We start from the raw sequence: 23,965 nt of genomic DNA on the forward strand, positions 1-23,965 counted from the left end.
ACATATCAAACATCCAGGCCGCGCTTCCGCGTTTTCTTCGGCGGGCCTGACCTAAAGCCCCGCCTGCTGCGGGACCTGCTCGAGGCACGCATTTCCGCCGTACCCGCCGGTGGCGAAATATTCTGGGCAACGTATTATTTTCGCGATGTTGCTCTGGCCGATGCGCTTATACAGGCCAAAGAACGGGGCGCCAGAGTCAGTTTAACGCTTGAGGCCAATCCACGCACCGCCAGGACCAACATCCCCGTGCTGAGCATACTGCAACGCGCCGACACCCTGGCTGCCGGCTGCAGACCTCTGATGCACCGCTGCCCCGACAACCTGCTCTGGAAAAAACCGCTCCTGCACCTGAAGCTCTATTACTTCAGCCATCCCAAGCCCCATGTCCTCATCGGCACCTTCAATCCTTCCGGCAATCAGCCCGAAGACCCCCAGGTGATCGAGGAGATCGGCGATCAGGATCGAGGACACAACTACCTGGTTGAGATCGTTGACAGCCGACTCGTCGCACCTCTCCGGGAGCACCTGCTCATGCTGCACACCGGGCCGCACGGCCCCTGGGAGCGACTGCTGCCGCGCAACAACAGGGTAATCTCGGCAGACGACTCCAGGATTTATCTTTTTCCCCGACTGCGGCGCGACGTCCTGCACCAAAAACTCCTCACACTGCCTAAGGGGACGACGCTGCGCATGGCTATTTCCCATCTGAACGATAAACGAATCGGAATAACCCTGCTCCAACTTGCCAGGCGTGGGGTACTGATCAAGATTCTCGCCCATGATACGGAGCGGCGGGTTCCCGGTTGGATGGAGGAGTTGTTTGACGGCCAATTGGACTTCCGCCGCTACCGCCATCCCCAGGATCTCCCCATGCACAACAAATTCATCCTGATTGAATCCCACCACAGGCGGGAAGTTCTGTTCGGCAGCATGAACCTTTCCAAGAGTTCTCTTCACGCCAATCATGAACTACTGGTGGCATCATCCGACCTTTACCTCTATGATGCCTTTCACACTAGGTGGGAGAAGATGATTAACGAAACAGAGGCTATGCCGTCATGAGCACTAAGAACAAAGGCTCCATCCATCCCGACAGCATCATCTCTGACAACAAACCGCTAAAAATCCTGATGGTTGACTCCCATGGCTCCGTCCAGCGGGGTGGAGCGGTACAGTGCGCTTCCCTGGCCCAGGCCCTGGCCCGGCGCGGACACCGGCTAACCTGCGTATTCGACGGCAGACCGGACCAGCCCCTGGAGGGGCTCTGGTTCGACAACCTGCGGAGTGCGGGCGTACAGATCCTGCGTCTGGGCCTGGATAGCCCCGCCGACATGCTGCAATTTCGCCGTTTGCTGGCAACGGAACGGCCCGATATTCTCCATACCCACAAGAATCGCGCGCTCTTTTTCGCCTACTTCGCCACCCTGGGAATGCGCCGTCCCGTCTGGACGGCAAACCGCGGCACCGTTTACCCCCTGTCCCTGAGTCGGCTGGCCCATTTCATCCACCGCCGCCATGTGGCGCGCATGTTCGCCGTGGCTCAGGCGGTCAAGGACGCCCTTGTGGATGATGGAATCCCATCGAAAAAGGTTGATGTGATCTACGGCAGCTTCGATCCGGAGCGTTTTTCCCCCGCCGTCTCTGGCCAGGCCATGCGCAACGCATGGCAGGTACCGTTCGGGACTCCACTCGTGGGGCTGATCGGCTCCCTGAACACCCCCAAGAAGGGACATCAGCTGCTGCTGGAAGCGGCGACCATCCTCAGGGGCAAATGCCGCGACTTGCGCTTCGTCCTGGTGGGTGAAGGCGATCCGAGCCCCCTTGAGGCTAAGGCTTCCTCCCTAGGAGTGTCCGACCGGGTCATCTTCGCCGGCTTCACCGAGGACGTACCGGCCGCGCTGGCTGCCCTGGACATCGTCGTCTGCGCATCCCTGCGTGGCGAGGGACTGACCGGCGCGGTTCGAGAGGCTCTGGCCATGGCCCGCCCGGTGATTTCAAGCGATGTTGCCGGCAATCGGGAACTGGTCCGACACGGGCAGACCGGACTGTTGGTACCGCCCGGAGATCCGGTGGCCCTGGCCGCGGCCATCTGTCGGTTGCTGGATGACCGCGGATTTGCCCAGGAGTGCGCCGTGCGTGGCAGGGAACTGGTACTGGAACTGTGCACCGAGGAGCGGCGTGCGGAGCAGGTGGAGCGGGCCTATTGCGAGTTGCTGACAGCGGCTGGGGCTACCCCCAGCATGGTGGAGCGAACTAAGGCATGAATTTCACGCGTGGCGTATTCCCTTCCTGTCCACGAGTCTGGGTCCTGACTAACCCGCATCCCGGCAACCGCATCCAGGCCATCGCCCTGGCCGAGGCCCTTGATTGGCCATTCGAGGTCAAGGAGCTGCACTTTACAAAGGATTCCCGGTGGCGGCTGACTCCCCGGCAGCCTGCCCATGCCATGCTGGACCAGAAGAGTAGAGCCCTGCTGACGCCTCCCTGGCCCGATCTGGTCATCGGAGTCGGACGCAGCACCGCCCCTGTCACCCGTTGGATCAGCACAATGAGCAATGGCCAGACCCGCACCGTCCAACTGGGGCGCACCGGCGGAGCGGCACCGCATCACTATGATGCGGTGATCGCCCCCCTGCACTGCCGCATGCCGCCGGATCCCCGGCGTTTCGACACCATCGCGCCCCTGAACTCCATCTCCCCGCAACAGCTTGCGGAGGCGGGCAGACAGTGGCCCGGATTGCTGGACGGTCTGCCGCGACCGGTTGTCGGCCTTCTCGTGGGAGGAGACGCGGCACGCTTCCGCCTCGGCGCCGATGACGCGAGAATCATGGCACAGCAGGTTCGACGATGGGTGGAAGAGTGTGGCGGCAGCGTCATGGCCGTCACCAGCCGGCGCACCAGCCTTGCGGCCGGTCAGGCTCTTCAGACAGTCCTTGGAGCTCCGCACCGGCTATACCTCTGGCAACCGGCCAGCGACGCCAACCCCTACCGGGCACTGCTGGCCCAGGCCGACGCACTGGTCGTTACGGGTGAGAGCGAATCCATGCTGGCTGAGGCAGCAGCCACCACGGCACCCCTCTATGTCTACCCCGTTACCGAAATCAGGCGGTTCAACGGCCGCCTGAGGGAATGGTGTATCACCAGAGTCCACACATCGTCTTCCCGGAACGCCGGATCGAACCACCTGGATTCGGCCCTGGCCTGGATGATTCGACGGGGGGTGCTTCGGCCGCGCCGCGACATTGCCCTGCTCCACCAGGCCCTCTACGCCTCGGGTCGGGCACAACCATTCGGCAAGCCACTGCGGACGACTCCCCAGCCGCCGCTTCCCCCGGAAGCTCCCCAGGTCGCACGCTGGCTCAAGGAGATACTGCGCACTGACGGACGCGCGCATCCGGAATAGTATCTGAGACTCCCGCGCCACCCGTCGCCGGGTCTCGAGGCACCCCTTAGTTACGCGCTGAAAATATTCACGCCGCACAGACAGGTTCACTATCAAGAAAAGGATTTCCCATATGGCCACTCGCTACTTCCTCCCCCAAGACTGCCCGAACGGGATTCAGCAATTCCTGCGCCGCCGCATTCAAGGCATGCACCCGGTGCCCGCCTTCCCCATCAACATCCAGATCCAGACCCAGTCGGGGTGCAATGCCCACTGCCGCTTCTGCCCCAACCACAGCATCAGTAAAAAAGTCTCCATGGGGCGCATGGATGAGGATACGTTCTTCAAAATCATCGACGAGACGGTCAAGCACCCGGTCAAGCGCATCAGCCCCTATCTGATGAACGAACCGCTGGCCGACCCGCGCCTGCCGGACCTGATCCGTTACATAGCCGACCGCAAACAGCCCATGACCCGCATCAAGATCAACACCAACGCCTCCTACCTGGACGAGGCCATGTCGGCGCGCCTGATGGTGAGCGGCCTGGACCGCCTCCACGTGAGCTTTCACGGCATCCGCAGGGAAACCTATGAATCCAGCATGGGCAAAATGGACTGGGAAAAGAACCTGGCCAACGTAAACCGCTTCATCGAAATGCGAAAACGGTACAAGGGGAAGGCCCCTCGGCTCAAGATCACCATGGTTCATACCAAGGCAATCGACCGGGAACTGGACGAGATCCGCGAATACTGGAACTCCCGGGGGATCACGGTCAACATTCACGCCTTTGAGAATCGCTCCCATGGGGCAGTTGAAGAACGCGGCCTGAACGCCCTGCCCATGCGGGCACTCTCCGATTGCGACCGGCTCATGCAACAGGCCTACATCCTCTGGAACGGCGACTGCGTGCTCTGTTGCGTGGACTGGGAGCGCACGACGGTTCTGGGCAACGTCGCCCCGGCGGGCCTGCAAAGCGTCTGGCAGAACGAGAAGTATCTGAGTTTCCGCCGCAACTACCTGGCACGGAATATCAAGGGGACCCTCTGCGAGGGGTGCATGGTACAGGACGAGACGGATTTTTCCTACAAGCCGAAACGCTCTCTGATTCAGAGACTCAAGGGCAAAGGATAGACGAATCCGGCAACAGGCGACTCAGAACTCTTCAGGAAATCGGGCATCTCGGACAGCGCGGCTCACAGATAAAAGGGGGACTCTCGGCATGGGTAGGAGCAGAAGAGACATCCGTTTGTTTTACAGCCTGAGAAGAAGCGGCGCCATCAATTTCGGCGACAACATCGCCCCCCTTTTGTTCGAGCACCTGACCGGGAGGCCGGTCAGGCACGCAAAAGTCCACTCATGCGATTTCGCCTCCATTGGCAGCATCATGGAGATGATTCAGAAAAGGAGACACAAGCGCCTGAAGCGTTTCCGCCTTGATCCGATCACCATCTGGGGCTCCGGCTGCCTCCGCCCCGAAGGAGCAATCTCGCATTTTCTCATCAGACCGATAGCGGTGCGGGGAGTATTGACCCGCTCCAGACTCGGAATCACGGATATCCCCCTGGGCGACCCGGGAATCCTGTTCAACCGCCTGCTGCGCCCGTCATCGGTGAAGAGATTCAGGCTCGGCATCATTCCCCACTACACGGATGAATCGTCACCGTTGATCTCAAAAATACTCGAAGAGACCAGGCACTCCGTTCTGATACCCGTGGACAATGATCCCCTTCTAACCCTGAAAACGATCAGTGAATGCGAGTGCATAGTGTCATCCAGTCTCCATGGCCTCGTTGCCGCCGACTCTCTCGGGATTCCGAACTACAAATGCACGTTTTGGGGGCGCCTCGACGGCGGAGACTACAAGTTCAAAGACTACTGCAGCGGCATCGACCGACCTCCATGCGAAGATGTGGTCTTCGGTGGTTCACTGAATCTGGAGAGGCTCCTGCATCCAAACCCAGCCCTGTTCTCGTACCAGAAAAACCTGGAAGCAAAGGCAGCGGCATTGGAACGGGTGCTGCTGGACAGCCTCTGAAAACCGTCCTCGCGCAGGGCCCCACCAGAGGCGCGTATCAATTCGCCCGGGCAGGCCAGTGCTGCGTTGCCTGACGGACAGGAGCATTCGTGTGGCAGCATCGTACCGAAATCGATTCTGGCACAAAAAGGGGCAGGAAGCATGATACTGAGCACGCCAGACATCGTACAGAGGGAAAATCAGGTCTTCCATCAGGTGACGGTCGAATCACCGAAGGGGAGCAGCTTCCTCTGGTACAGCGTGGAAGAACCATTCGGCGGCCTGCTCTCCCATTCCTGTGACGCCGCCCTGGTGGGTCTCCTCATCCCTGCCATGGCATGCGGTGAAGACATCCATATCAGAGGAGCCGTTTCCGAGAGACTCCTGTACAACCTCTCCGGCCCCTGCCAAAGTGTGCTGCGTTACGTCATGCCCCGGCTCCGCCCGATCAGGGTCACCGCCGATACCCTTTCCCCCAGCCTAACTCCCCGCCCCGCGGGCGTGGCAACCGGTTTTTCCGGGGGTATCGATTCGTATTGCGTCCTTGCGGACAATTTAGGCGCAGACACGCTGCCGGGGTTCAGGATTACCCACCTGCTTTTCAACAACGTGGGCTCCCATGGCAAAGATAACGAGCGGATGTTTCACGCACGATTCGAACACCTGGCTCCCAGCGCCAGGCGCCTCGGCCTTCCATTCGTGAAGGTAGACTCAAACCTGGGCTCATTTTTTGGCAACGGGCTGGGATTCACGAAAACCCACACGTTCCGCAACGCATCGGTAGCCCTGCTGCTCCAGGGCGGTATCGGGCGGTATCTGTACGCTTCTGCCTTCAACTACCAGAACGTCTTCGTGGGACTCGCCAGGGAAATAGCCTATACGGACAGCATATCCCTGCCCCTGCTCTCAACCGACACCCTTGACGCCTTTTCGGCGGGAAGTGAATACACCCGCGTGGAGAAGACCGTGCGCGTCGCGGACTTTGCCGAGTCGTACGGGACACTCGACGTGTGCATCAACAGCCATCAGCGCGGCACGGTCACGAACTGCTCGGCGTGCCCCAAATGCCTGCGTACGCTTGCCACCCTGGACATAGCCGGTCTTCTGGAGCGCTATTCCGCTGTTTTCGACCTTGAGGCATACCGTCGACAAAAAAACGTCTATTTTGCCGAACTGCTCGCAATTCGCAACCCATTTCACCGGGAGATCATTGCCTTTGCCCGCCGGCGCGGCTATCCGCTGCCGATTGCGTCCCGCATACTGCATCTGCTCCGCTTTCCATCGCTTTCCCGCTTTTTCGGACAGATCTCGGAAACGTTCACCGGCCCGCCCACCACAACCGGGAGCAGCGGCTCGTCAGTCCATAACCCGTATCAATCAAACTGACCATCGTAGGATTACAGGAAGACTACATGCATCACCCTTCATCTCCAAAGGTTTACATAGTAATCGTCAACTGGAATGGCGTATCTGATACCCTGGAATGCCTGAAATCCCTTGAGAACCAGGACTACCCCAACGTTGAAACCGTCGTCGTGGACAACGGTTCCACGGATGACTCGGTCAAACTCATCAGAAACAGGTTCCCCGATGTTTTCGTCATTGAAGCAGGAGAGAACCTCGGCTTCACCGGCGGAAACAACCGGGGAATCATTTTTTCCCTTGAGAACGGGGCTGATCACGTATGGCTGCTCAATAACGACACCATCGTAGACCGGGACACCCTGACCCATCTCGTGGGTGCCGCATCAGCATCGTGCAAGAATGGAATAGTCGGCAGCGTGATTTACGATTACGAAGACAGAAGCAAGATACAGTTTGCGGGCGCCACCATAAACTGGAAGAAGGCAAGATCACCGCACATCTATACCATCAAACAGAACAGCATGTTTGATGTTGAACGAGTCAACGGATGTTCAATGCTTGTAAGCAGACGTGTGTGTAATGAGGTGGGACTGTTTGACGACAACTATTTTTTGTACGCCGAAGAGGTGGACTGGTGCATCCGTGCTCGCAACAACGGTTTCAGGTGCATAATGGAACCTCATTCAAAGGTTTACCACAAGGTTTCGGTATCGGTAAACAAGGTGGCCGGCAAGAATACTGTCATGAGATACTACAACACCAGAAATTTTCTCTATCTGACAGACAAGCTCTGTCCGCACAAGTCTAAGAAAACATATATACGCAAGTTCATTTTCAAGCAGATTAAAAAGGACACGGCAAATTTCATCAAACTACTGCTGTCATCAGTTTTGCCCGTAAAGCTTGTTACAGCGCAGGAATCTCCGAAATTATTCGCAATAAAAGACTATTTGTGCAATAACATGGGAAAAACGCGTTTTATTAACAAGTAAGCCTGGATTTTTCGATATCCTAGATTTTTTTGGAGCAGTATTTGTCGATTTTTAGCACAGCGTACACTTTTATCAGTGCTCAATAACCGCCTAACTTTTTTATAAGGGGCCATTCTCTGATGAGAATACTATCCATAATATCACCACACTATGATTATCTTACCGCGACACTTATGGAAGGGCTGCAGGAACTGGGTCACGAAATAATCAGCTCTGAAAACAGTAATTATACTCAATCGACACCCGACAGAAAACTGAGAAAGTTATCAGAAAGTGCCGACTTGATCATTGTAGGAAGCAACAAAAAAGTAAGAACGGAATTGATTGAGGACTCAGACAATCCCAACAAAATATTCATTGATGGCACTGACGGGCAGGAATTCTGCGTTTATCCCCACATACTATTTAAAATGGTGTTCAAAAGAGAATTAAATAAGTGCTGGGACAACAATACCGGAGAACCCATTTTCCCCTTACCGTTTGCAGCCGAAAAAAGATATTTTTGTAACACACTAAACAAGCGCAGTACAAAAGTGCTTTTTGCAGCAAACATGAAGGTAAATCCCATGCGGTATTCCATCCACCAACGCCTGACTAACAGAAATGATCCGGATATTTTTTGCGGTTCAACCGGAGAAGTGGCATACCGAAAAAAGAAATGCCTCGGAATCCCGATAGAAACCCCAAAATACCGGAAACTGCTTTCACAAACCCAGATAGGTATTAACGTTGCCGGTGCAGGGTATGACTGTGCTCGTTACTGGGAGATTCTCGCTTCCGGTGCTCTTCTCATGACCCAGGAAATCGACATAACCATACCGAATCCATTCACTGACGGAATTAATTGCGTTACATTCAAGTCACTCGATGAGTTTGATGAAAAGCTCGGACACCTTCTATCAAGACCATCTTCAATCAGTGAAAAAGCTGAGTCAGGGTACAATCATTTGATAAAATTCCACACAACAACAAAAAGAGCTGAATATTTTTTACAAACAGTACATGAACATATTTCAGATGGTTATTGTGATAGTTTTTACTCAAAAGCGCTAAAAAAAGTAAGATTATACAACTATTTAAAATATTTAGCTTCGTAATAGCCACATATTCAACAGGACTATAACAACATGAAGTGCAGCGTACTAATAAACAACTACAATTATTCATCATTTTTATCAAAGGCAGTAAACAGCGTACTCGAACAATCCGTCTTACCTGACGAAATAATTGTCGTAGACGATGGCTCTACCGACGGCTCATGTGAACTTTTGCAGAACAACTACGGAAACAACCCTCGTATCAAGATTATCTCCAGCAAAAACAGAGGGCAACTATCTGCTATGAATCTGGGGTTTATACATAGCAGTGGTGACATCCTGTTCTTTCTCGATTCGGATGATGAATATGATCCACATTATATTGAATCAGTCCTTGACATGTACCGGAAGCAGCCGTCGTGCGATTTTCTGATTTGCGGTCGTAAAGAGTTTGGAGCGGTCAACAAAAACGTTCTCAGGTATAAAACTGATGTGAGTTTAGGCTATTCCGTCTTATCTTCGCTGTATGGTGAATATTGGGAAGGGGGCCAGACCTCGACTCTGTCGATGAGAAGGTGGGTTCTTGATGCCTTCATGCCCCTGAACCTGGAAGCATACTGGCGGGTCAGGGCCGACGACTGCCTGGTTTACGGCGCCTCAATAGTTGGAGCAAAAAAATACTACCTAGCTCGTCCACTAGTATACTATCGTATCCACGATGCAAATCTCTTCTACGGTAGAGAGTTTAACGATGATTATCAATTCAAATACAAACTTCGAATAAAACAGCTAATCCGTCATCTTGCCCACAAAACATTTTTAGACGGAAGCAATGTTTTTGGACTGATGAAAAAAGAGATGGCATCGTCCAGCCCCGAAGTATTTAAGGAGAAATACAAACTCTATTTTACCTTGATTCGTCGTGCAGATCGCCATCTTTCTTGGAAAGTTTCATGTTTAAAGAGGCTACTATTTGTCTATATCCGTTCCAGAAAAGCAAACCAAAACAGCTCAGTTAAAAAAACATTTCATAAATTGTATAGCAACATATTTAGATACAATTACGATCACCAGACTTCAGCCAACATACAAAACAAAGGATCTTCAGCCTGATATATCTGGTAAATAAACTTGTCAAACTCACTCCTTATTTTTAAGGCGACGAGCAATCAGGGAAATGGAAATTTTTCGACGCTTCTTCTCAACAAACCACATAAAACGCTGAATCAACGTTTTTTTCGTCCGATACGTCCACCGAATTCGGCCGACAATAGTGCTTTCCTGGGAAGGGTCTTCCTCGACAACCGTTGGAAACAATACCGGAATGCACAAACCATGCTTCCAGTAGGTGTCAAAAACATCGTCAACCGGCTCTCTGGGAACGGATATTTTTGAACGCAAACGTTTTGCGCCGGAATAACTCACAAGATAGCCTTGGGTCCCGCTGGGCATTTTTTTGGGTAGCACCAGACGCGCGTTCGAAGCAAGAGTTGCAACCGGAACAGCGCCATGTTCAGGCATGAGTAAGTCCGGCTTCAGAGCCGAAAGCCGCACCGCGTCGAACGGCATACCCAATGCAATGATTTCAGCAACAACAGCACTGAAGTTTGAACCGAGAATAACATCATCCTCAAGAATGACCGCGTGGGACAATCCTCGCTCGACGACCGTATTCCATGCCGCCACATGGGACAGGTAGCACCCCTTTTCACCGGGCGACAACCTAGGTTCCGTACCGCGCGGTAGCGCGTCCATATCCAGGCTCGCTCCATCAACGGCCGTGAGAAACTCAGCCTCCAGGCCAAGGGCACAAAGCCGCTGACACATGATGTGACGACGCTGCGCAGCGCGCTCCAGGTTGAGAATGAATAGTTTCGGTATCATCGGTTGCAGCAATCTCCGATTGGCATGATCGCAACGTCACTGCCAGATGCCGTACTTCTCTCTCAGGAAGTCAACAGCCAGACGGTCCGCGTCTCCCCGGCCTACTCCCGATACGGAAAAATCCCTGAGCGCGGCGATCTTGTCGCAGACGCCGTCATGATAGACGGGGCGCGGTATGCCGTTGGCCCATACCCTGTATCCGTTCACCAGCGCCATCCCCGATAGCCAGACATCATCAACGGTCCAGACAATATCCGGAATATTCCAGACATCCCCATGGAACGCCTGCGGCGGAACCAGCACACCGAGAAAACCCTCAAAGACATCGGCATAGCCGGGACAATCGTATATTCTGCGGGGAACCTGATGGTAGAGTTTTTTCAGGGTCAATCGTTTCACCAGTCGGTACCAAAAGGAACGCCCCCCATCCTTGGCCAGTCGCGCACGGGGATGATGCAGTTCTTTTCGTGCAATACCGAAGCGTTCGTCAATGTTCCACGCCCGTTCGCAGATGATGTCTCTCGGCCTCTCCAGTCGCGTCCGCGCAAGGCGTGAGATCCACTGCCTGTCCTGCAGACGGTCATCGTCGCACAGCAGAAGATCCACATCATGGGAGTACCACTTGCTGGTTGCCGGTAAAATTTTGGTAGCTGGACCCAGGTCTTCCTCGACGTCGATTACCTTGACCCAGTCAGGAAGGGGGGGGAGCGCCGGCCGTGGCCCGGGAAAGCGGCGATATGATTTCGGAAGGTAGAGTTCGACCAGGTCAGGCGCAACTGTCTGACGCTCGAGAGCAGCGAACCTGCGGGGAAGATTTTCGTAACGTGGGGGGATGCTGGTAAGCGTGACAATGATGGGCTTGCGTTTCAAAATACTGCTCTCCTCCAAGACGGGTTGATCCTACAGATCAACCGTTCAAAACAACCTTGCAGGCGAGACAGCACTATGCAGTGTTCGTACTAAAAAATCACCACCGGTTGCCCATGCCGTCTGCTTCGGTTGAGCTATGGTCTCTACACCATCAGGAAAATACCTGCATGAGGCGACACCGGAAAACCTCATTCTCGTTCATTTTCATCACGGGTGAGTTATACATCACGACAGATCTTGCCTGTGAGTTCCCGGTACTGCCATGCAGCCCGTTCAATGGAAAAATCGCGTGACCTCGCACGGAGCGATTCCTTGTCGCATCCGGATTCGAAACAACGCAGCATGGCTTGAGCCAGGCTGTTCTCATCCCTGACCGGAACCAGGGCGCCATACCGGCCATGATCGAGGATTTCGGCCGGGCCGCTGGGACAATCGGTGCTGACAACCGGACAACCGCAGGCAAGGGCCTCGGCTATCACCATGGACATCCCCTCGTAAATGGAAGAGACCACCATCAGGGATGCACGGGCCATGTACTGGTAGGGGTTGTCCACGAAGCCGGGCATCAGCAGATCGTCGGAAAGCCCCAACTCTCCGGCCAGTTCTTCCAGACTGCGTCGCAGCTTGCCTTCTCCCAGGATCAGCAGCCGCAATGGACGTTCCCTGCGAGCGATGGCAAAGGCCCTGAACAGGGTACTGAAGTCCTTCTGTGGCTTGAACCCACCCACAGCCAGAATAACCGGCGGCGCGTTATCGCAAAACCAGGGATGATCAAAAGGTTCCGCGGCCTTCTTCAACAGGTCTGGAGATACTACCGGATTGTAAATTGTCTGGACCGCCTCACGCCTCATACCCAGAACCTGGGCAAGATCATCGGCCACACCATGGGAAACCGCTACCAGGGCATGAGCACGGGGGTAGAAGCGCCGGGCAACCTCCACCTGAGCCTTGATGCGCCGTCGCTTGCTATTGGCAACTTCAACGGAAAGGTTGTTATGCACCGTGGCTATGATAGGAACGTCATTTCCGGCCAGTGACGAAGCCATGATAGCCACCGCATTGGGATAATCCATGGCCGAGATCAGCACATCCGGACGCTCTAGGAGTCTGTCGGGCTTGACCTCAGGGGCGCCCTCTTTTGTGGCCAAGCCGATTAAAAAAGTTCCGTATGTGTTCGTCTTCCCACCGGCAACCTGGTTAATTCAGCCCTTTCAGCGATGACTGCGGTTATTACAGGCTGATTTTCGCTATTTCTCATTCTATCCGGCCAAGACATGCAGCCGTTTGATGTTGTAGGCCATGCAGACGAGGTTCCATTCGCCTTTTACTGCTTCAAAGCCACGAAGAAGAAAGCTTCTGAATCCCATGACCGCCTTGATGATGCCGAAGACCGGTTCCGAGGTGACTTTTCGCTGGGCGTAGATCGCCTTGCCGGAAGGTGTCTTCAGGCGATGCTTCATTCTGGCCACGGAATCGGCATCTTCGGGTAACGGCGGCGGTTCGGCAAAGCGCTCCATCAGTGGCACGTTGTGACTCTGCCGGTCTACGGCAATGTAGGGAGTTATCCCGTTCTCCTCACAGGCAGTTACATTGGTTTCGCTGAAGTAGCCACTGTCAGCTACCAGATCGGTTGCCTTGCCAAGCTTCTCAGGCAGCGCCGCCAGGTTCTCCAGGGTCGGTGTCAGCTCCTGTTTGTCATTGGGATTCTGGGTAACATGGGCCGAAACGATGAGCTTTGATGCTGTATCCACACCGGCCTGGGCGTTGTAAGTCTGCTCGAATCCGCCACCGGAGGTCGGCATGATCCGCGACTCTTCATCGGTCAGATTGACCTGATCTTTGGCAGTGGGGCCGGATTTGGGCGGTTTCGGCTCTTTCCCCTTGGCCTTCTTGCCCGTTGCCTGCTCCTTCTTGGCCCGTTCGGCGACTTTCTTCTCATAAGCGGCCTGTTCACGAGCATGGCGCTCAGCGGCTCGTTTTTCGATCTCGACCTTGGCTGCGGCAATGGCGGAAAGACGCTTTTCCCGACGTTCCAGTTCTTCGGGGATGTTCATGCCGTCCGGAATATCGGCACGGTCCGCTGCCTCGGCCTTTTTGAGCAGTTCGCCAACCTCAGCCTTGATCTGCTCTTCAAGCTTGCAGGCATGCTCATAGCTCAGCGCCTTGTGCTTGGAGGCGTTCGCCTTGATTTTGCTGCCATCCAAACTAACGTTGCCCAGTTTCAGCACCTCCATCTGATGAGCGATCAGCAGAATCTGGGCAAACAGCTTGTTCAGTTGCGGCAGAAAACGCCGGCGGAAGGTGGCAATGGTATCGTGGTCAGGATGACTGTTTGCCGCTATGAACCGGAATGCCACGGAGTCGTAGGTGCTGCGCTCAAGCTTCCGGCTGGAGAATACGCCTGTCGCATAACCGTAAAACAACAATGCTACCAGCATCTCAGGGTTATAGGGCTGCGAGCCTCGGCCGGCATAGGTAGCTTTCAAAGAGCGCAGGTCGAGCTGTTCGACAATTTCGACCACAAACCGGGCCAAGTGCTTTTCTGGTAGCCAATCCTGCAGCGATGGCGGGAGCAGATAGGGTGTTTCCCGGTCAACTTCAATAAACTTTGATTTCATAGTCAACCCCGATACCTAACCAGTTGATATTACCGGACAAATATACGGGATACACCAAGAAAACGCAAGCTAAAGCTGACGACTTATTCAATAAATACAGCAGGTTAACCAATTGAAAACGCCCTGGAGATGACGGCTGAATGCGTTAAGCCCGACAGACTCCTAGGCGCAGATAACGGGTCAACGGGTGGAGAGCACCAAGAACGAAGTGAGGTTTGGGAGCAAAAACCATGCGCGCCCAGAACCATGCATCAGGTCCCAGACGGGGCAGACAGAGCAGAGATTGTCGCGCCGACCGGACCTTCAGGTCCACCACCCGGACGGCTGGCGGTATTTCGTCCAGAAAATGCCCTGTCCTGCGAGCCATGACCATATCTACCTGTTGTCCCTGGTCAATCAGCCCCTGCGCCAGGTTGAGCATGGCGCGCTCTGCACCGCCGCTCCCCTGCATGGAGCGCATGAAGATGGCGATTTTTCTGGAATGTGACGTCATGGACTGGACTTTAGACTTTGTCATGGAGATTCTATCCTGGAATACTTAAAGGCAGAGTGTTGGTGCACCGGGATAAGGAACCGACGGAATACGGAAGAAAACACTTTTCCAGAATACATACTCAGAAGAATGTGCGAATCATGCGACACTTCAGCTTTCCCTTGGCTCAAGGAGGCTCCTGATTCTGGCGCAGGTCCGTTCCAGGTCCTGTTCATTAAAAACGAGCGGAACCTGAGCTTCAACCGGCTCTCCTAAGCGGGTAATGAGCCTCTTCTGCTTCAGGTTATCGACAAAATATCGCAGGTCCCGTGTGGATGTAATGAGCCCGAAGTCCACCAAGCACTCGTAGATGGACTCCCCAACTCCCCCCCGTTTCCTCAGCAGTATGGATCGGAGAAACTCTGTCCGTCGCATCTTCCTGTCGTGGGAAACAGGCAGGTCGATTATGGAAACCGGTTTACCCGTCAGGCAAGCCTCGGCAATCATGGAGGCGCTGTCACAGGTGACGACAAACCGGTCAGCCAGGGCAAGATACGCAAGATAGGGGTTTCCCTGATGTGCGTCGAAAGGGTCGTGGATATAGCCGGGGCAGTGGATTTCACCGGCCAGTGCCCGAAAGGATGCCGGCGGGCAGCGTCGGCTGGCGGTGACCAGCAGCGACCCTCCCATCTGACGGGCATGGGCACTGACCGCCTCTCCCAGGGAGGCCGCTGTGTGCTGATCTAAGGTAAAGGGGCGACTCGGGCCACCGACGAGAAACGCGGTCCACGGGCGGGGCAACGCCCGAAACCGCTCAGCCCAGACGATTCCCGCATTACTGAGGCATTGCGGTTCGTGCCGGATGACGGGGAGGGTATTGTGAATGACGTTGGGGCGGCTCGGCAGGCGATACTGGGGGGTCGTGACAACCAGATCGAACCATGAGAGGGGCGCCCAGGGGCGTCCCAGATGAACGAGTCTGGTTATCTCTCCCGAGCGTCTCTTGATCCACCGGGCAGCGGGGACACTCCGTTTGCCGATAGAGATGACCAGTGAGGGCCAGGGAGGCTCCAGGGGGGCTGAGTCACATGTCAGACTGTCGAGACTTGCTCCCAGCAGAATATTGAAACGGCGTGAAAGCCCGTTGAAGCAGAGTTGTTTTTCAGTGCACGGCCACCCGAGGAGATTGGCCAGGGTGCGCACCTGAGCGTTGTCGCCTCCTTTCTGACCAAGCAGAATCCATACCCGCGGACTATCGATACGTTTATGCATAACAATGGACCTCGCCGTCCATGCCGCTCCGGTTGCGCACGACAAATCCGACAGTCTCTGACGGTGCTCGACAGTTCACTTATGCGTTCAAAATTCCGTCACCCTTTAAAAAATACGCGGTTTTCCCCCGCCAGAACACGCATGATATCCAGGAACTTCGGCAAAGAGCGGCTACAGGCAGGAACCATACTCGCGGCGTACGGTACAGGGAACCAAGCCGTCAACATCTCGTAGGATCTCGCGTAAAATCAATGGTTCCTGAAGATCACTCAAAGTCCATTGGTAGGCGAACAGCATGGCCAGATACTGGTCCCTGAGCTCGGCGCAATTACTTTGTTTCCCGCCCGCGCGGAGAAAATCCTGCAATTTTCCGGAAAAGGGGCTTTCCACGGCAGGCCCGGCCTGCATCTCACCAAGAGCCAGAACGGGTCGCTGCCACAGCAGTGCCTCGTGCAGAATATTGGAATTTATGGCAATCACGCCGCGGCAGTTGACATGGCGCACGAGATCGATCGTACGCGGTCCGTGACCGGCGTAGATCATTGTGTTGCAGGAATTAACCCTATATCGATTTCGATGAAAATCCCCGGGATGTTGGGCAAAGATGATCCGACAGGAAGAGGGAACGGATTCCACATAATCGATCAGGGCTTGACCGAGTTGCGTGCTGAACTTTCCCTGCTGGATACTCCCGCCGAGTGATGCCCCGGACTTCAAAAAAACCAAGTCGTTCCCGGTCTTGGGTTGCTGCGCCACCAGAAAAAAGGGTTGTTCCACATAGTGGGCATGTATGACGGGCACATCGCCAAAGCCGGCGACCAGGTTCCTCTTCAGTCGCTTCAGCTTTTCAAATCCGCCAACGAGACGGACATACTCCTTGCTACTCTCGAATGTGACGTGACTGCGACAGTTACACCCCTGGGAGGAAAGTTGATAGGTGGATCGCGGTAACCAGCCATGTTCTGCGTAGATGACCTTCCTGCCGGAGATCTCTTTCCCGTCTGACGATTTGAGAGCATCGGATTCCAATTTGACATCAACAGTTTCGCGGGACAATTTGGCAACGGAAAACAGGCCACGGCGACGACTCATGTCACGCGGAAGGCGGTAATCCCCCCACTGTAGAATGACCGACGCCGTATCCTCAAAAAGCTTTGAGTGATGCTTGACTGTGTGAAAAATGGAGGAGTACAGGAGGTGCCTGAAAAAAGCGCCCCTGGACAGGTAGTACGTAGGGACAAGCCCCTTCGAGACTTTGGGCAAACGCGAAAAATCGATCGTTTCCAGCCTTGGCACACCCCTTATCCGAGGAATGTTATCTCCCAGTGCGCGTAGAAAGGCTGAGAAAAACCTCATCAGGAGCCCCCCGTTACACAGCCCTGGGAAGAGTCCCAACGGTTTTCAGGGTTGCGAAGGCTTCTATGATAACATCGATCTGCTCCGGCGTATGGGCCGCGCCGACGCTGCAGCGCAAAAGACTGGTGCCGTCGGGCGCCGCCGGCGGAAGCACCAGATTGACGTAGACTCCCTGGTCGAGCATCCACTTCCAGGCCAGCAGGGTTTCCTCTTTTGATCCCATGTAGACAGCCACCACCGGTGTCGGTTCGGGACCGAGCCTGAAGCCCAGCTTGCCCAGCCCTTCATAGAGCTGGCGGGCGTTGGCCCAGAGACGGTCGCGCAGGTCGGTGCCCGCTTCCAGCAGCCTGAGCGCCTGGCGCACCGAGGCGATGGTGGCGGGAGACGGTGAGGCGGTAAAGACGTAGGAGCGGCTGGCATAGCGCACCAGGTCCAGTTCGGGGTGATTGCTGACGCAGAAGCCGCCGATGGTCCCCAGGCTCTTGCTGAAGGTACCGACGATGAAATCCACCTGATCCAGGCAGCCGGCCTCCTCCACCAGCCCCCTCCCCTTCTTTCCCAGCACACCCAGGGAATGGGCCTCATCGACCATCAGCCAGAAGCCGTACTGTTTCTTCAGGGCGACGATTTCCGCCAGGGGCGCCCGGTCGCCCAGCATGCTGTAGATCCCCTCGATGATCACCAGGGCATCCTTCGTCCGCTCCCCCAGGCGGCGGAGCCGCTTCTCCAGATCGGCCGCGTTGTTGTGGCGGAAGCGGATGATGTCGGCGCCGCTCATGCGGCAGCCGTCGTAGATGCTGGCATGACTGTCGGCATCCAGCAGGATCAGGTCCCCCGGACCGGTCAGGGTGGAGATGGCTCCCAGATTGGCCACGAATCCGGTGGAGAAGACGATGGCCGAGGCATAGCCGTAGAAAGCGGCCAGCTCCCGCTCCAGGGCGCGATGGCCGGAAAAGGTGCCGTTGGCCATGCGCGAACCGGTGGTTCCGGTCCCCTCGGCATGGGTTGCCGTGCAGGCAGCCTCGATACAGCGGGGATCGAAGGTCAGGCCCAGGTAGTTGTTAGTTCCCGCCAGCAGTGTTTCGCGGCCATTGATGCGCGCCTCGGTGGGCGACAGGATTTCCTCGATCTCCACGTTGAAGGGGTCGATGCCCAACTCTTCCAGCGCCGCCCGGCCCTGGGCGATGGTAGCCAGTTTGTCAAAGAGTCCCATACCTACCCCGCGATTTCCTGTTGAATGCGCAGCACGAAATCCTTCACCGTCCTGATACCGGAGAGTTCGTTCAAGGGAAAGGAAAAATCGAAGCTATCCTCAACTTCTTCAACTATCTCCATCACCTTGAGCGAGTCGAGCTGCAGGTCATTGACCAGTTCGGTCTCCTCGCCGATGGTGACCGGAGATTCGAGAAAACGCCCCAGGATGCTCTTCAGCTGTTCATAGATTTCCGTATAGTCTGCTGTGGCCATCGTCATGCTTTCCTTGTCGTGAATTTCCTGGCCTGCTTCGCCCGCCGGATTCGGGGTTTGAACCGTTCCATCATCCCAGGGTGCGCCGCAATCCCTCGGCCAGCCCCACCCGGGGGCTCCAGTTGACTGCCCGGCGAAAATCCTCATCATGGCAGACCCAGTCCTGGTGGCAGAGCTCCCTGACCTTGCCCGGCGTGAGCATCGGCCGATAGCCGAAGAACCGTGATGCAGGGATGTTCAGGCGCGCCGCCAGCTCCAGAAGCGGGCGCGGAATGTCGACGCGGAGGACGGAGCGCCGGTAAAGCTCCCTGGCGACCCCCCTGATCTCCTCCCAGCTGTAGCCGCCTGCCTTGCCGTCATGCGGTTCAAAGCAACCGTTCAGGCCGCTGCCGTTCATGAGCCAGCACAGGACGGCTTCGGCAAGGTCGCTGACGTAGATCAGCGAGAGGCGCCCCGCACCGCTCCCCGGAACGAACAGGATTCCCCGGCGCATCCACTGCAGCAGGGGGAGCATCTCCCGGTCTCCGGGACCGTACACCGCCGGCGGTCGCAGGATCGTCCAGTCAAGCCCCTGGGCAGCGCTGCGCAGGGCATCCTCGCCCCGCCGCTTGCTGGCGGCATAGTCGGACAGTTCGGGCGACCTGGCGGCCAGGGATGAGAACAGGAGCAACCGCGGATGACCGGCCGACTCACGGGCTGCCGCCACGATGCGCTCCACTCCGCTGACATTGGCCGGCTCAAAGTCGGCCGGGCAGGCGCCGCGAACGGAACCGGCGCAGTGGATAACGGCCGAGGCACCCTCCACCAGCCGTCGCAGGCTCTCCCGGTCCCCCAGTTCGCCATGGATCCAGGTCAACCCTTTTGCTTCGAAACAGGATGCCAGGGAAGCCGGCCGCACCAGCGCCCTGACGCGCACCCGATCCTCCAGCAGACGGCGGATGATGGCACCGCCGACGAACCCGGTCCCTCCGGTAAGGGCTACGGTCAGCCCAGGGGATAAAGGAACTGCCCCCTCCGGCTCCCCCATGGCTCAGTCTTGTCCCGCACGGGCTGGGGAGGAGGCGTCGCCGATGCGCCGCAGGTAATCCGCCTTGGCCATGGAGCGCGAGATCTTCCCCGACGATGTCTGGGGCAGGGTATGGGGGGCAACCAGCTCGACCAGGCAGTCGACGCCGAACTCCTCACGGACCCGGCCTCGGAGCAGCTCCACCAGCCGGCAACGCTCGGTCTCGTCAAAATGGCGGCACTGCACCACCAGCACCACCTGTTCCTCACCTCCCTGGCCGGGAATGGAAAAGGCGGCAGCGTCCCGGGAACGGATTTCCGGCAACTGTTCGACGACGAATTCGATATCCTGGGGCCAGATATTGCGGCCATTGATGATGATCAGGTCCTTCATGCGGCCGGTGATGACCACCTGCCCCCCGGCCAGATAGGCCAGGTCGCCCGTATTGAGCCACCCATCCGGGCAAAGCACCTCCCGGGTGGTCTCCGGGGCTCCCAGGTATTCGCGCATGACGCTGGGACCGCGCACGTGCAACACACCGCAGCACCGTTCGGGGAGCGGCATGCCATGCTCGTCGCGGATCTCGATCTCATGGCCGGGGATCACCGAACCGCACAGGACGAGTTCCTTCACCTCTGCCCCGCTGGCCCCCTCTTCAAGGGGAATGGCGCGTCCGCTGTTGGTGAGCGCTTCGGCATCGATCCGGTCGATCTCCAGCCCCCTGCCCAAGGGGGCGAAACTGATTGCCAGGGAACACTCGGCCATGCCGTAGGAGGCCACATAGGCTGTGGAACTGAAACCGGCCGGCGCCAGCAGTTTGCCGAAGTTCTCCAGGATATCCGCCCGTATCGGCTCGGCCCCGGTTCCGGCGATGCGCCAGGAACTGAGATCGTACTGTTCGATCTCGGCCGGCCGGAGACGCCGCGCGCACAGCGCGTAGCCAAAGGTTGGACTGTAGGAGATGGTGGCCCGGTTTTTGGAGATCAGCGCCGGCCAGAGGCGCGGCCGCATGGCGAAATCGCGGGTGCTCAGGTAATCGATGGAGAGCTGGCAGGCCATGGGGGCAAGCATGAAACCGACCAGTCCCATATCGTGGTAGAAGGGGAGCCACGAGGTGGCCCGGTCGCCCGGCTGGACGGCTAGGCCATGGCTGATGATGCAGGCCAGGTTGGCCATGATCGACTTCTGGGTGATCACCACGCCGCGGGGAAAGCGGGTGCTGCCGGAAGTGTACTGCAGATAGGCAACATCCTCGGGGTCCGGCGCCTGCAACATCTGGTCGGCCTCAGGAAGCGCGTCGAAGCAGTCGGGTATCCCCACGTGTTTCAGGTCGAGCCCCTCGGCAGCCTTGGACAGGAAGGCAAAGAAGGAGCGGGAAGACATGGCGGCCCTAGCTCCGCAGGACTCCACCAGTTTTCGCAGGTTATCGATAATGGCCTGGCGCCCCCCCAGATGAACCGCGGCGGGCAGAGGCACGGGAACCAACCCGGCATACTGGCAGGCGAAGAAGAAACGCACGAAATCAGCATCGGTCTCGGCGACCAGGGCCATGCGATCCCCCCGCGACAGGCCGAGCCCCACGAGCTTGCGGGCAAGGGAGCGGGCGCTGTCACGCATCTGGGAATAGGGAAGCGTGACTGCCAGGCTTCCCTTGCCGGAGTAGAAATTGAACCCGGTCCTGCCTTCGGCGGCATAGTCGAGAGCTTCGGGCAGGCTGTTGAAGTCGCCGCGGCGCAGGGCGATGCTGTTATTAGTGGGTGTCTTTTTGAGTGTATGCATAGTATCGGATACTTTGGGGGAGCAGTGATGTTAGTCCCAGTGTGAGAGTATGAGCTGCCTGATGGCCTGGCGGGTTTCATCGCCCACGTCATTGGCACAGCTCAGATCAGGCTGGCCGGGCCAGTGCGGATCCAGGAATACAGCCCCGCCACAAAGGCGTTCGTCGGCATAGCGGGGAATGACGTGAAAATGAACATCGGGGTCGACCATCATCAGCATCAGATAGTTGATTTTGTCATAGGCAAAGGCCCTCTTGAGCGAGCGTTCGATGTGTCCGCTCACCTCCCGCAGTTCGGCAAAGGCCTGCTGGCTGAGCGCGGAGAATTCCCTGACCGGTTCCGTGCAGACCAGCACCAGGGAGCCCAGGGTTACCTGGGCGGGCCGGAGCAGAACGCTCCAGCAGGGGCCAGCCTGGATGAGGGTGTCGGGGTAGCCGAATTTTTCGAGGGTCGCATTACTCATGGCTGTTTCCTCTGAGCCTGTCGGGCAAGGATGCTCTCCACAAGCCGCAAGTCTTCCAGCTTGTCCACATCCACGGCCGCTTCCGCGTCAGGCATCCAGACCGCGCCGGCGCGGGCGTCCATCAGGGCGGAGAAGCGGTCCAATCCCTGTTCCAGGGTCAGACGTCCGCACAGATAGCGCAGGACGGACAGGAGGCCCAGTGTCCTGACGATCTTCAGCGGATGCTTGCGCTGCTCTTCCACCCGCCTCCAGAAGATGGCGGCATTCCTGGCCCGGGGGGTGAGAAAAGCGAACAGGTTGCAGCCGCAATACCCTCCGTCAGCCAGACGGGTTATGGTCCGTCGCCCCTCGGGAAAGGCGGCCATCACCATGTCAGCCCGGGCCAGTCCGGCAACAACGTCACAGCCGCTTTCAGCCGCCCGGCCGCAGAAATGATCGACCATGGGGGGAGTCAGCAAGGCGTGGTCGGCCGTGGTCACCAGGGCGGGCTGGTCGGCCGGCACAGAGGCCAAGGCTGCCCGTGCGCTCAGGCTGGGTGATGATTCGTTCTCCACCCAGCTGACCCTTCCGTCGGCCACCAGACCGTCGAGCTCCGCCGAACTCCCCAGGAGGCGTGACGAGCAGCCACAGAGGATGCGCGGACCGATAATCGGCGATGCATCCAGCGCATCCAGCACACGCAGAACCATGGGACGTCCGGCCACCGGCACCAGGGCCTTGCAGCCGACCCCCGATGCACTGGCCACCGGGTCGTCCGGTCCGCGGTCACCGGCAAGAACGATTGCGGCAAATTTTCCGGAAAAGCAGCTCATGTCCTGGTCAACACCCCTGCAGCTCTTTCTGGTAGATGCGGTAGCGCTTGTAAGGCTTTCCGCCGATGGACTCGATGATGTTGCGCATCCCCCGGTTGCCCTCCAGGATCCAGGACATCTCCACGTCTTCCATGCCACGGCCAAGGCCCGAGGTCTGCAGGGAGGTTATCATCATCAGGGCCAGGGTGGCTCCCAGGCGCCCCCCCTGAAAGCGTTGCCGCACCCCCATCAGCGGCACGCGGCCGCTCTTCACGCCGCTGACCTTGAGACGCCAGAGCAGCTTCAGCCAGCCCAGGGGAAACAGCCTGCCGTCCAGATCCCTGATGGCCTCGTTCAGGTTGGGAAAGAGCACCATCATGGCCGCCGGTTCGCCGTCAACCTCGGCGATGCGTACGTAGTCCAGGGGCACCAGGAGTCTCAGGTTCCTGCCCAGCTCGGTAAACTCCTCGTCGGTGAAGGGCACGAAACCCCAGTTGTTGGCCCAGGCATCCTCGAAGAGATCCTTGATGATCGCCAGGTCCCCGGAGAACGTCTCGCGACTGGGGGTGCGCAGGCGCACCCTGCCGGCGACCCGAGCGGTCAGAGCATCCAAGTGGCGCGGCGCGGGGAAATCGCATCTGATGCGATAGGCCAGAAGATTCTGGGCCGCACTGAAACCCTGCTCTTCGATGCGGCCGGCATAGTACGGCAGGCTATGGCCCATCATGATCATGGGAGGCGTATCAAAGCCTTCCACCAACAGCCCCAGCTCGTCGTTGATGGAGAGGTTGAACGGCCCCATGACCCGGCGCATGCCCTGCTCCATCAGCCAGTTCTGGGCGGCATCGAACAGCGCCTGAAAGAGTTCCCGGTCATCCACCGCCTCGATCATGCCGAAGAAGCCGGTGCGGTCGTCGTAACGCCGCAGATGCAGATGGTCAACCTGCGCGCTGATGCGCCCCACGGTCCGCGTGCCGCGCCGGGCGATCCAGGATTGATAGGTCGCGTGCCGGAAATAGGGGTTGCGTTTCGACAGGTGCTCCCGGCGCTCGAGAAGCAACGGCGGAACCCAGTTGGGATCGTCCGCGTACAGGGACCAGGGCACGCGCAGGAAGCTGCGCAGTTCTTCATTGCCCCGCACCGCCACGATCTCCAGCGGCGGCTGGCCGTTATTTCCCGCCATCGCCACCTCCAGAC

23 protein-coding genes are annotated in these 23,965 nt (G+C 57.3%); 9 read left to right on the forward strand and 14 right to left on the reverse strand.

Features of this window, described 5'->3' with window-relative positions; translation table 11 throughout:
- Positions 1 to 246: 246 nt before the first annotated feature.
- The 9 genes from PPRO_RS13630 (at position 247) to PPRO_RS13670 (ending at position 9,904) form a co-directional block, all read left to right on the forward strand.
- Positions 247 to 1,062: a phospholipase D-like domain-containing protein gene (locus PPRO_RS13630; protein ID WP_198138282.1), complete on the forward strand. Its 816-nt coding sequence runs from the start codon at positions 247 to 249 to the stop codon at positions 1,060 to 1,062.
- Positions 1,059 to 2,264 (forward strand): glycosyltransferase family 4 protein, encoded by a 1,206-nt coding sequence (locus tag PPRO_RS19690; protein ID WP_011736602.1) that lies wholly within the window; start codon positions 1,059 to 1,061, stop codon positions 2,262 to 2,264. Before PPRO_RS13630 ends, PPRO_RS19690 begins: the two co-directional genes overlap by 4 nt.
- Positions 2,261 to 3,403 (forward strand): mitochondrial fission ELM1 family protein, encoded by a 1,143-nt coding sequence (locus PPRO_RS13640; RefSeq protein ID WP_011736603.1) that lies wholly within the window; start codon positions 2,261 to 2,263, stop codon positions 3,401 to 3,403. Before PPRO_RS19690 ends, PPRO_RS13640 begins: the two co-directional genes overlap by 4 nt.
- 112 nt (positions 3,404 to 3,515) lie before the next feature.
- The gene (locus PPRO_RS13645) at positions 3,516 to 4,514 is read left to right on the forward strand and encodes a radical SAM/SPASM domain-containing protein (RefSeq protein WP_011736604.1); all 999 of its coding nucleotides are present in this window, start codon (positions 3,516 to 3,518) and stop codon (positions 4,512 to 4,514) included.
- An 88-nt stretch (positions 4,515 to 4,602) separates the two neighbouring features.
- Positions 4,603 to 5,418 (forward strand): polysaccharide pyruvyl transferase family protein, encoded by an 816-nt coding sequence (locus PPRO_RS13650; RefSeq protein WP_011736605.1) that lies wholly within the window; start codon positions 4,603 to 4,605, stop codon positions 5,416 to 5,418.
- A 141-nt stretch (positions 5,419 to 5,559) separates the two neighbouring features.
- Entirely contained in the window at positions 5,560 to 6,783 is a 1,224-nt protein-coding gene (locus PPRO_RS13655; protein ID WP_011736606.1) for a hypothetical protein, read from the forward strand.
- Between the two features lie 26 nt (positions 6,784 to 6,809).
- Complete coding sequence (locus PPRO_RS13660; protein ID WP_011736607.1) at positions 6,810 to 7,754, forward strand: glycosyltransferase family 2 protein; 945 nt, start codon at positions 6,810 to 6,812, stop codon at positions 7,752 to 7,754.
- 119 nt (positions 7,755 to 7,873) lie between these two features.
- The gene (locus tag PPRO_RS13665; protein ID WP_011736608.1) at positions 7,874 to 8,851 is read left to right on the forward strand and encodes a glycosyltransferase family protein; all 978 of its coding nucleotides are present in this window, start codon (positions 7,874 to 7,876) and stop codon (positions 8,849 to 8,851) included.
- A 30-nt stretch (positions 8,852 to 8,881) separates the two neighbouring features.
- Positions 8,882 to 9,904: a glycosyltransferase family 2 protein gene (locus PPRO_RS13670; protein WP_011736609.1), complete on the forward strand. Its 1,023-nt coding sequence runs from the start codon at positions 8,882 to 8,884 to the stop codon at positions 9,902 to 9,904.
- A 27-nt stretch (positions 9,905 to 9,931) separates the two neighbouring features.
- Here PPRO_RS13670 and PPRO_RS13675 read toward each other — a convergent pair whose 3' ends face one another.
- The 14 genes from PPRO_RS13675 to PPRO_RS13740 form a co-directional block, all read right to left on the reverse strand.
- Positions 9,932 to 10,675: a glycosyltransferase family 25 protein gene (locus tag PPRO_RS13675; protein WP_041532336.1), complete on the reverse strand. Its 744-nt coding sequence runs from the start codon at positions 10,673 to 10,675 to the stop codon at positions 9,932 to 9,934.
- 36 nt (positions 10,676 to 10,711) lie between these two features.
- Positions 10,712 to 11,545 (reverse strand): hypothetical protein, encoded by an 834-nt coding sequence (locus PPRO_RS13680; RefSeq protein ID WP_041532337.1) that lies wholly within the window; start codon positions 11,543 to 11,545, stop codon positions 10,712 to 10,714.
- Between the two features lie 218 nt (positions 11,546 to 11,763).
- Positions 11,764 to 12,693, reverse strand: a complete 930-nt coding sequence (locus tag PPRO_RS13685; protein ID WP_011736612.1) for a glycosyltransferase — start codon at positions 12,691 to 12,693, stop codon at positions 11,764 to 11,766.
- A gap of 111 nt (positions 12,694 to 12,804) precedes the next feature.
- On the reverse strand, positions 12,805 to 14,163 hold the full coding sequence (locus PPRO_RS13690; RefSeq protein ID WP_011733975.1) for an IS1182 family transposase: 1,359 nt from the start codon (positions 14,161 to 14,163) through the stop codon (positions 12,805 to 12,807).
- A 145-nt stretch (positions 14,164 to 14,308) separates the two neighbouring features.
- Entirely contained in the window at positions 14,309 to 14,680 is a 372-nt protein-coding gene (locus tag PPRO_RS13695) for a glycosyltransferase family protein (RefSeq protein WP_011736613.1), read from the reverse strand.
- A 126-nt stretch (positions 14,681 to 14,806) separates the two neighbouring features.
- Positions 14,807 to 15,907: a mitochondrial fission ELM1 family protein gene (locus PPRO_RS13700; RefSeq protein ID WP_011736614.1), complete on the reverse strand. Its 1,101-nt coding sequence runs from the start codon at positions 15,905 to 15,907 to the stop codon at positions 14,807 to 14,809.
- A 171-nt stretch (positions 15,908 to 16,078) separates the two neighbouring features.
- On the reverse strand, positions 16,079 to 17,263 hold the full coding sequence (locus PPRO_RS13705) for a hypothetical protein (RefSeq protein ID WP_011736615.1): 1,185 nt from the start codon (positions 17,261 to 17,263) through the stop codon (positions 16,079 to 16,081).
- A 13-nt stretch (positions 17,264 to 17,276) separates the two neighbouring features.
- Complete coding sequence (gene spt, locus PPRO_RS13710) at positions 17,277 to 18,476, reverse strand: serine palmitoyltransferase (RefSeq protein WP_011736616.1); 1,200 nt, start codon at positions 18,474 to 18,476, stop codon at positions 17,277 to 17,279.
- Between the two features lie 2 nt (positions 18,477 to 18,478).
- A complete protein-coding gene (locus tag PPRO_RS21290) occupies positions 18,479 to 18,736 on the reverse strand; it encodes an acyl carrier protein (protein ID WP_011736617.1) in 258 nt (85 codons plus the stop codon).
- A 64-nt stretch (positions 18,737 to 18,800) separates the two neighbouring features.
- Positions 18,801 to 19,757, reverse strand: a complete 957-nt coding sequence (locus tag PPRO_RS13720) for an NAD-dependent epimerase/dehydratase family protein (protein ID WP_011736618.1) — start codon at positions 19,755 to 19,757, stop codon at positions 18,801 to 18,803.
- Positions 19,758 to 19,760: 3 nt separating this feature from the next.
- On the reverse strand, positions 19,761 to 21,515 hold the full coding sequence (locus tag PPRO_RS13725; protein ID WP_011736619.1) for a fatty acyl-AMP ligase: 1,755 nt from the start codon (positions 21,513 to 21,515) through the stop codon (positions 19,761 to 19,763).
- A gap of 30 nt (positions 21,516 to 21,545) precedes the next feature.
- Positions 21,546 to 21,977, reverse strand: a complete 432-nt coding sequence (locus tag PPRO_RS13730) for an HIT family protein (RefSeq protein ID WP_011736620.1) — start codon at positions 21,975 to 21,977, stop codon at positions 21,546 to 21,548.
- Positions 21,974 to 22,789 carry a nucleotidyltransferase family protein gene (locus PPRO_RS13735; protein WP_011736621.1) on the reverse strand — a complete coding sequence of 272 codons (816 nt, stop codon included), beginning with the start codon at positions 22,787 to 22,789 and terminating at the stop codon, positions 21,974 to 21,976. Before PPRO_RS13735 ends, PPRO_RS13730 begins: the two co-directional genes overlap by 4 nt.
- A gap of 7 nt (positions 22,790 to 22,796) precedes the next feature.
- A complete protein-coding gene (locus PPRO_RS13740) occupies positions 22,797 to 23,951 on the reverse strand; it encodes a DNA-binding protein (protein WP_011736622.1) in 1,155 nt (384 codons plus the stop codon).
- Positions 23,952 to 23,965 lie beyond the last annotated feature (14 nt).

The organism is Pelobacter propionicus DSM 2379 (genome assembly GCF_000015045.1).
In the GTDB taxonomy this organism is placed as follows: domain Bacteria; phylum Desulfobacterota; class Desulfuromonadia; order Geobacterales; family Pseudopelobacteraceae; genus Pseudopelobacter; species Pseudopelobacter propionicus.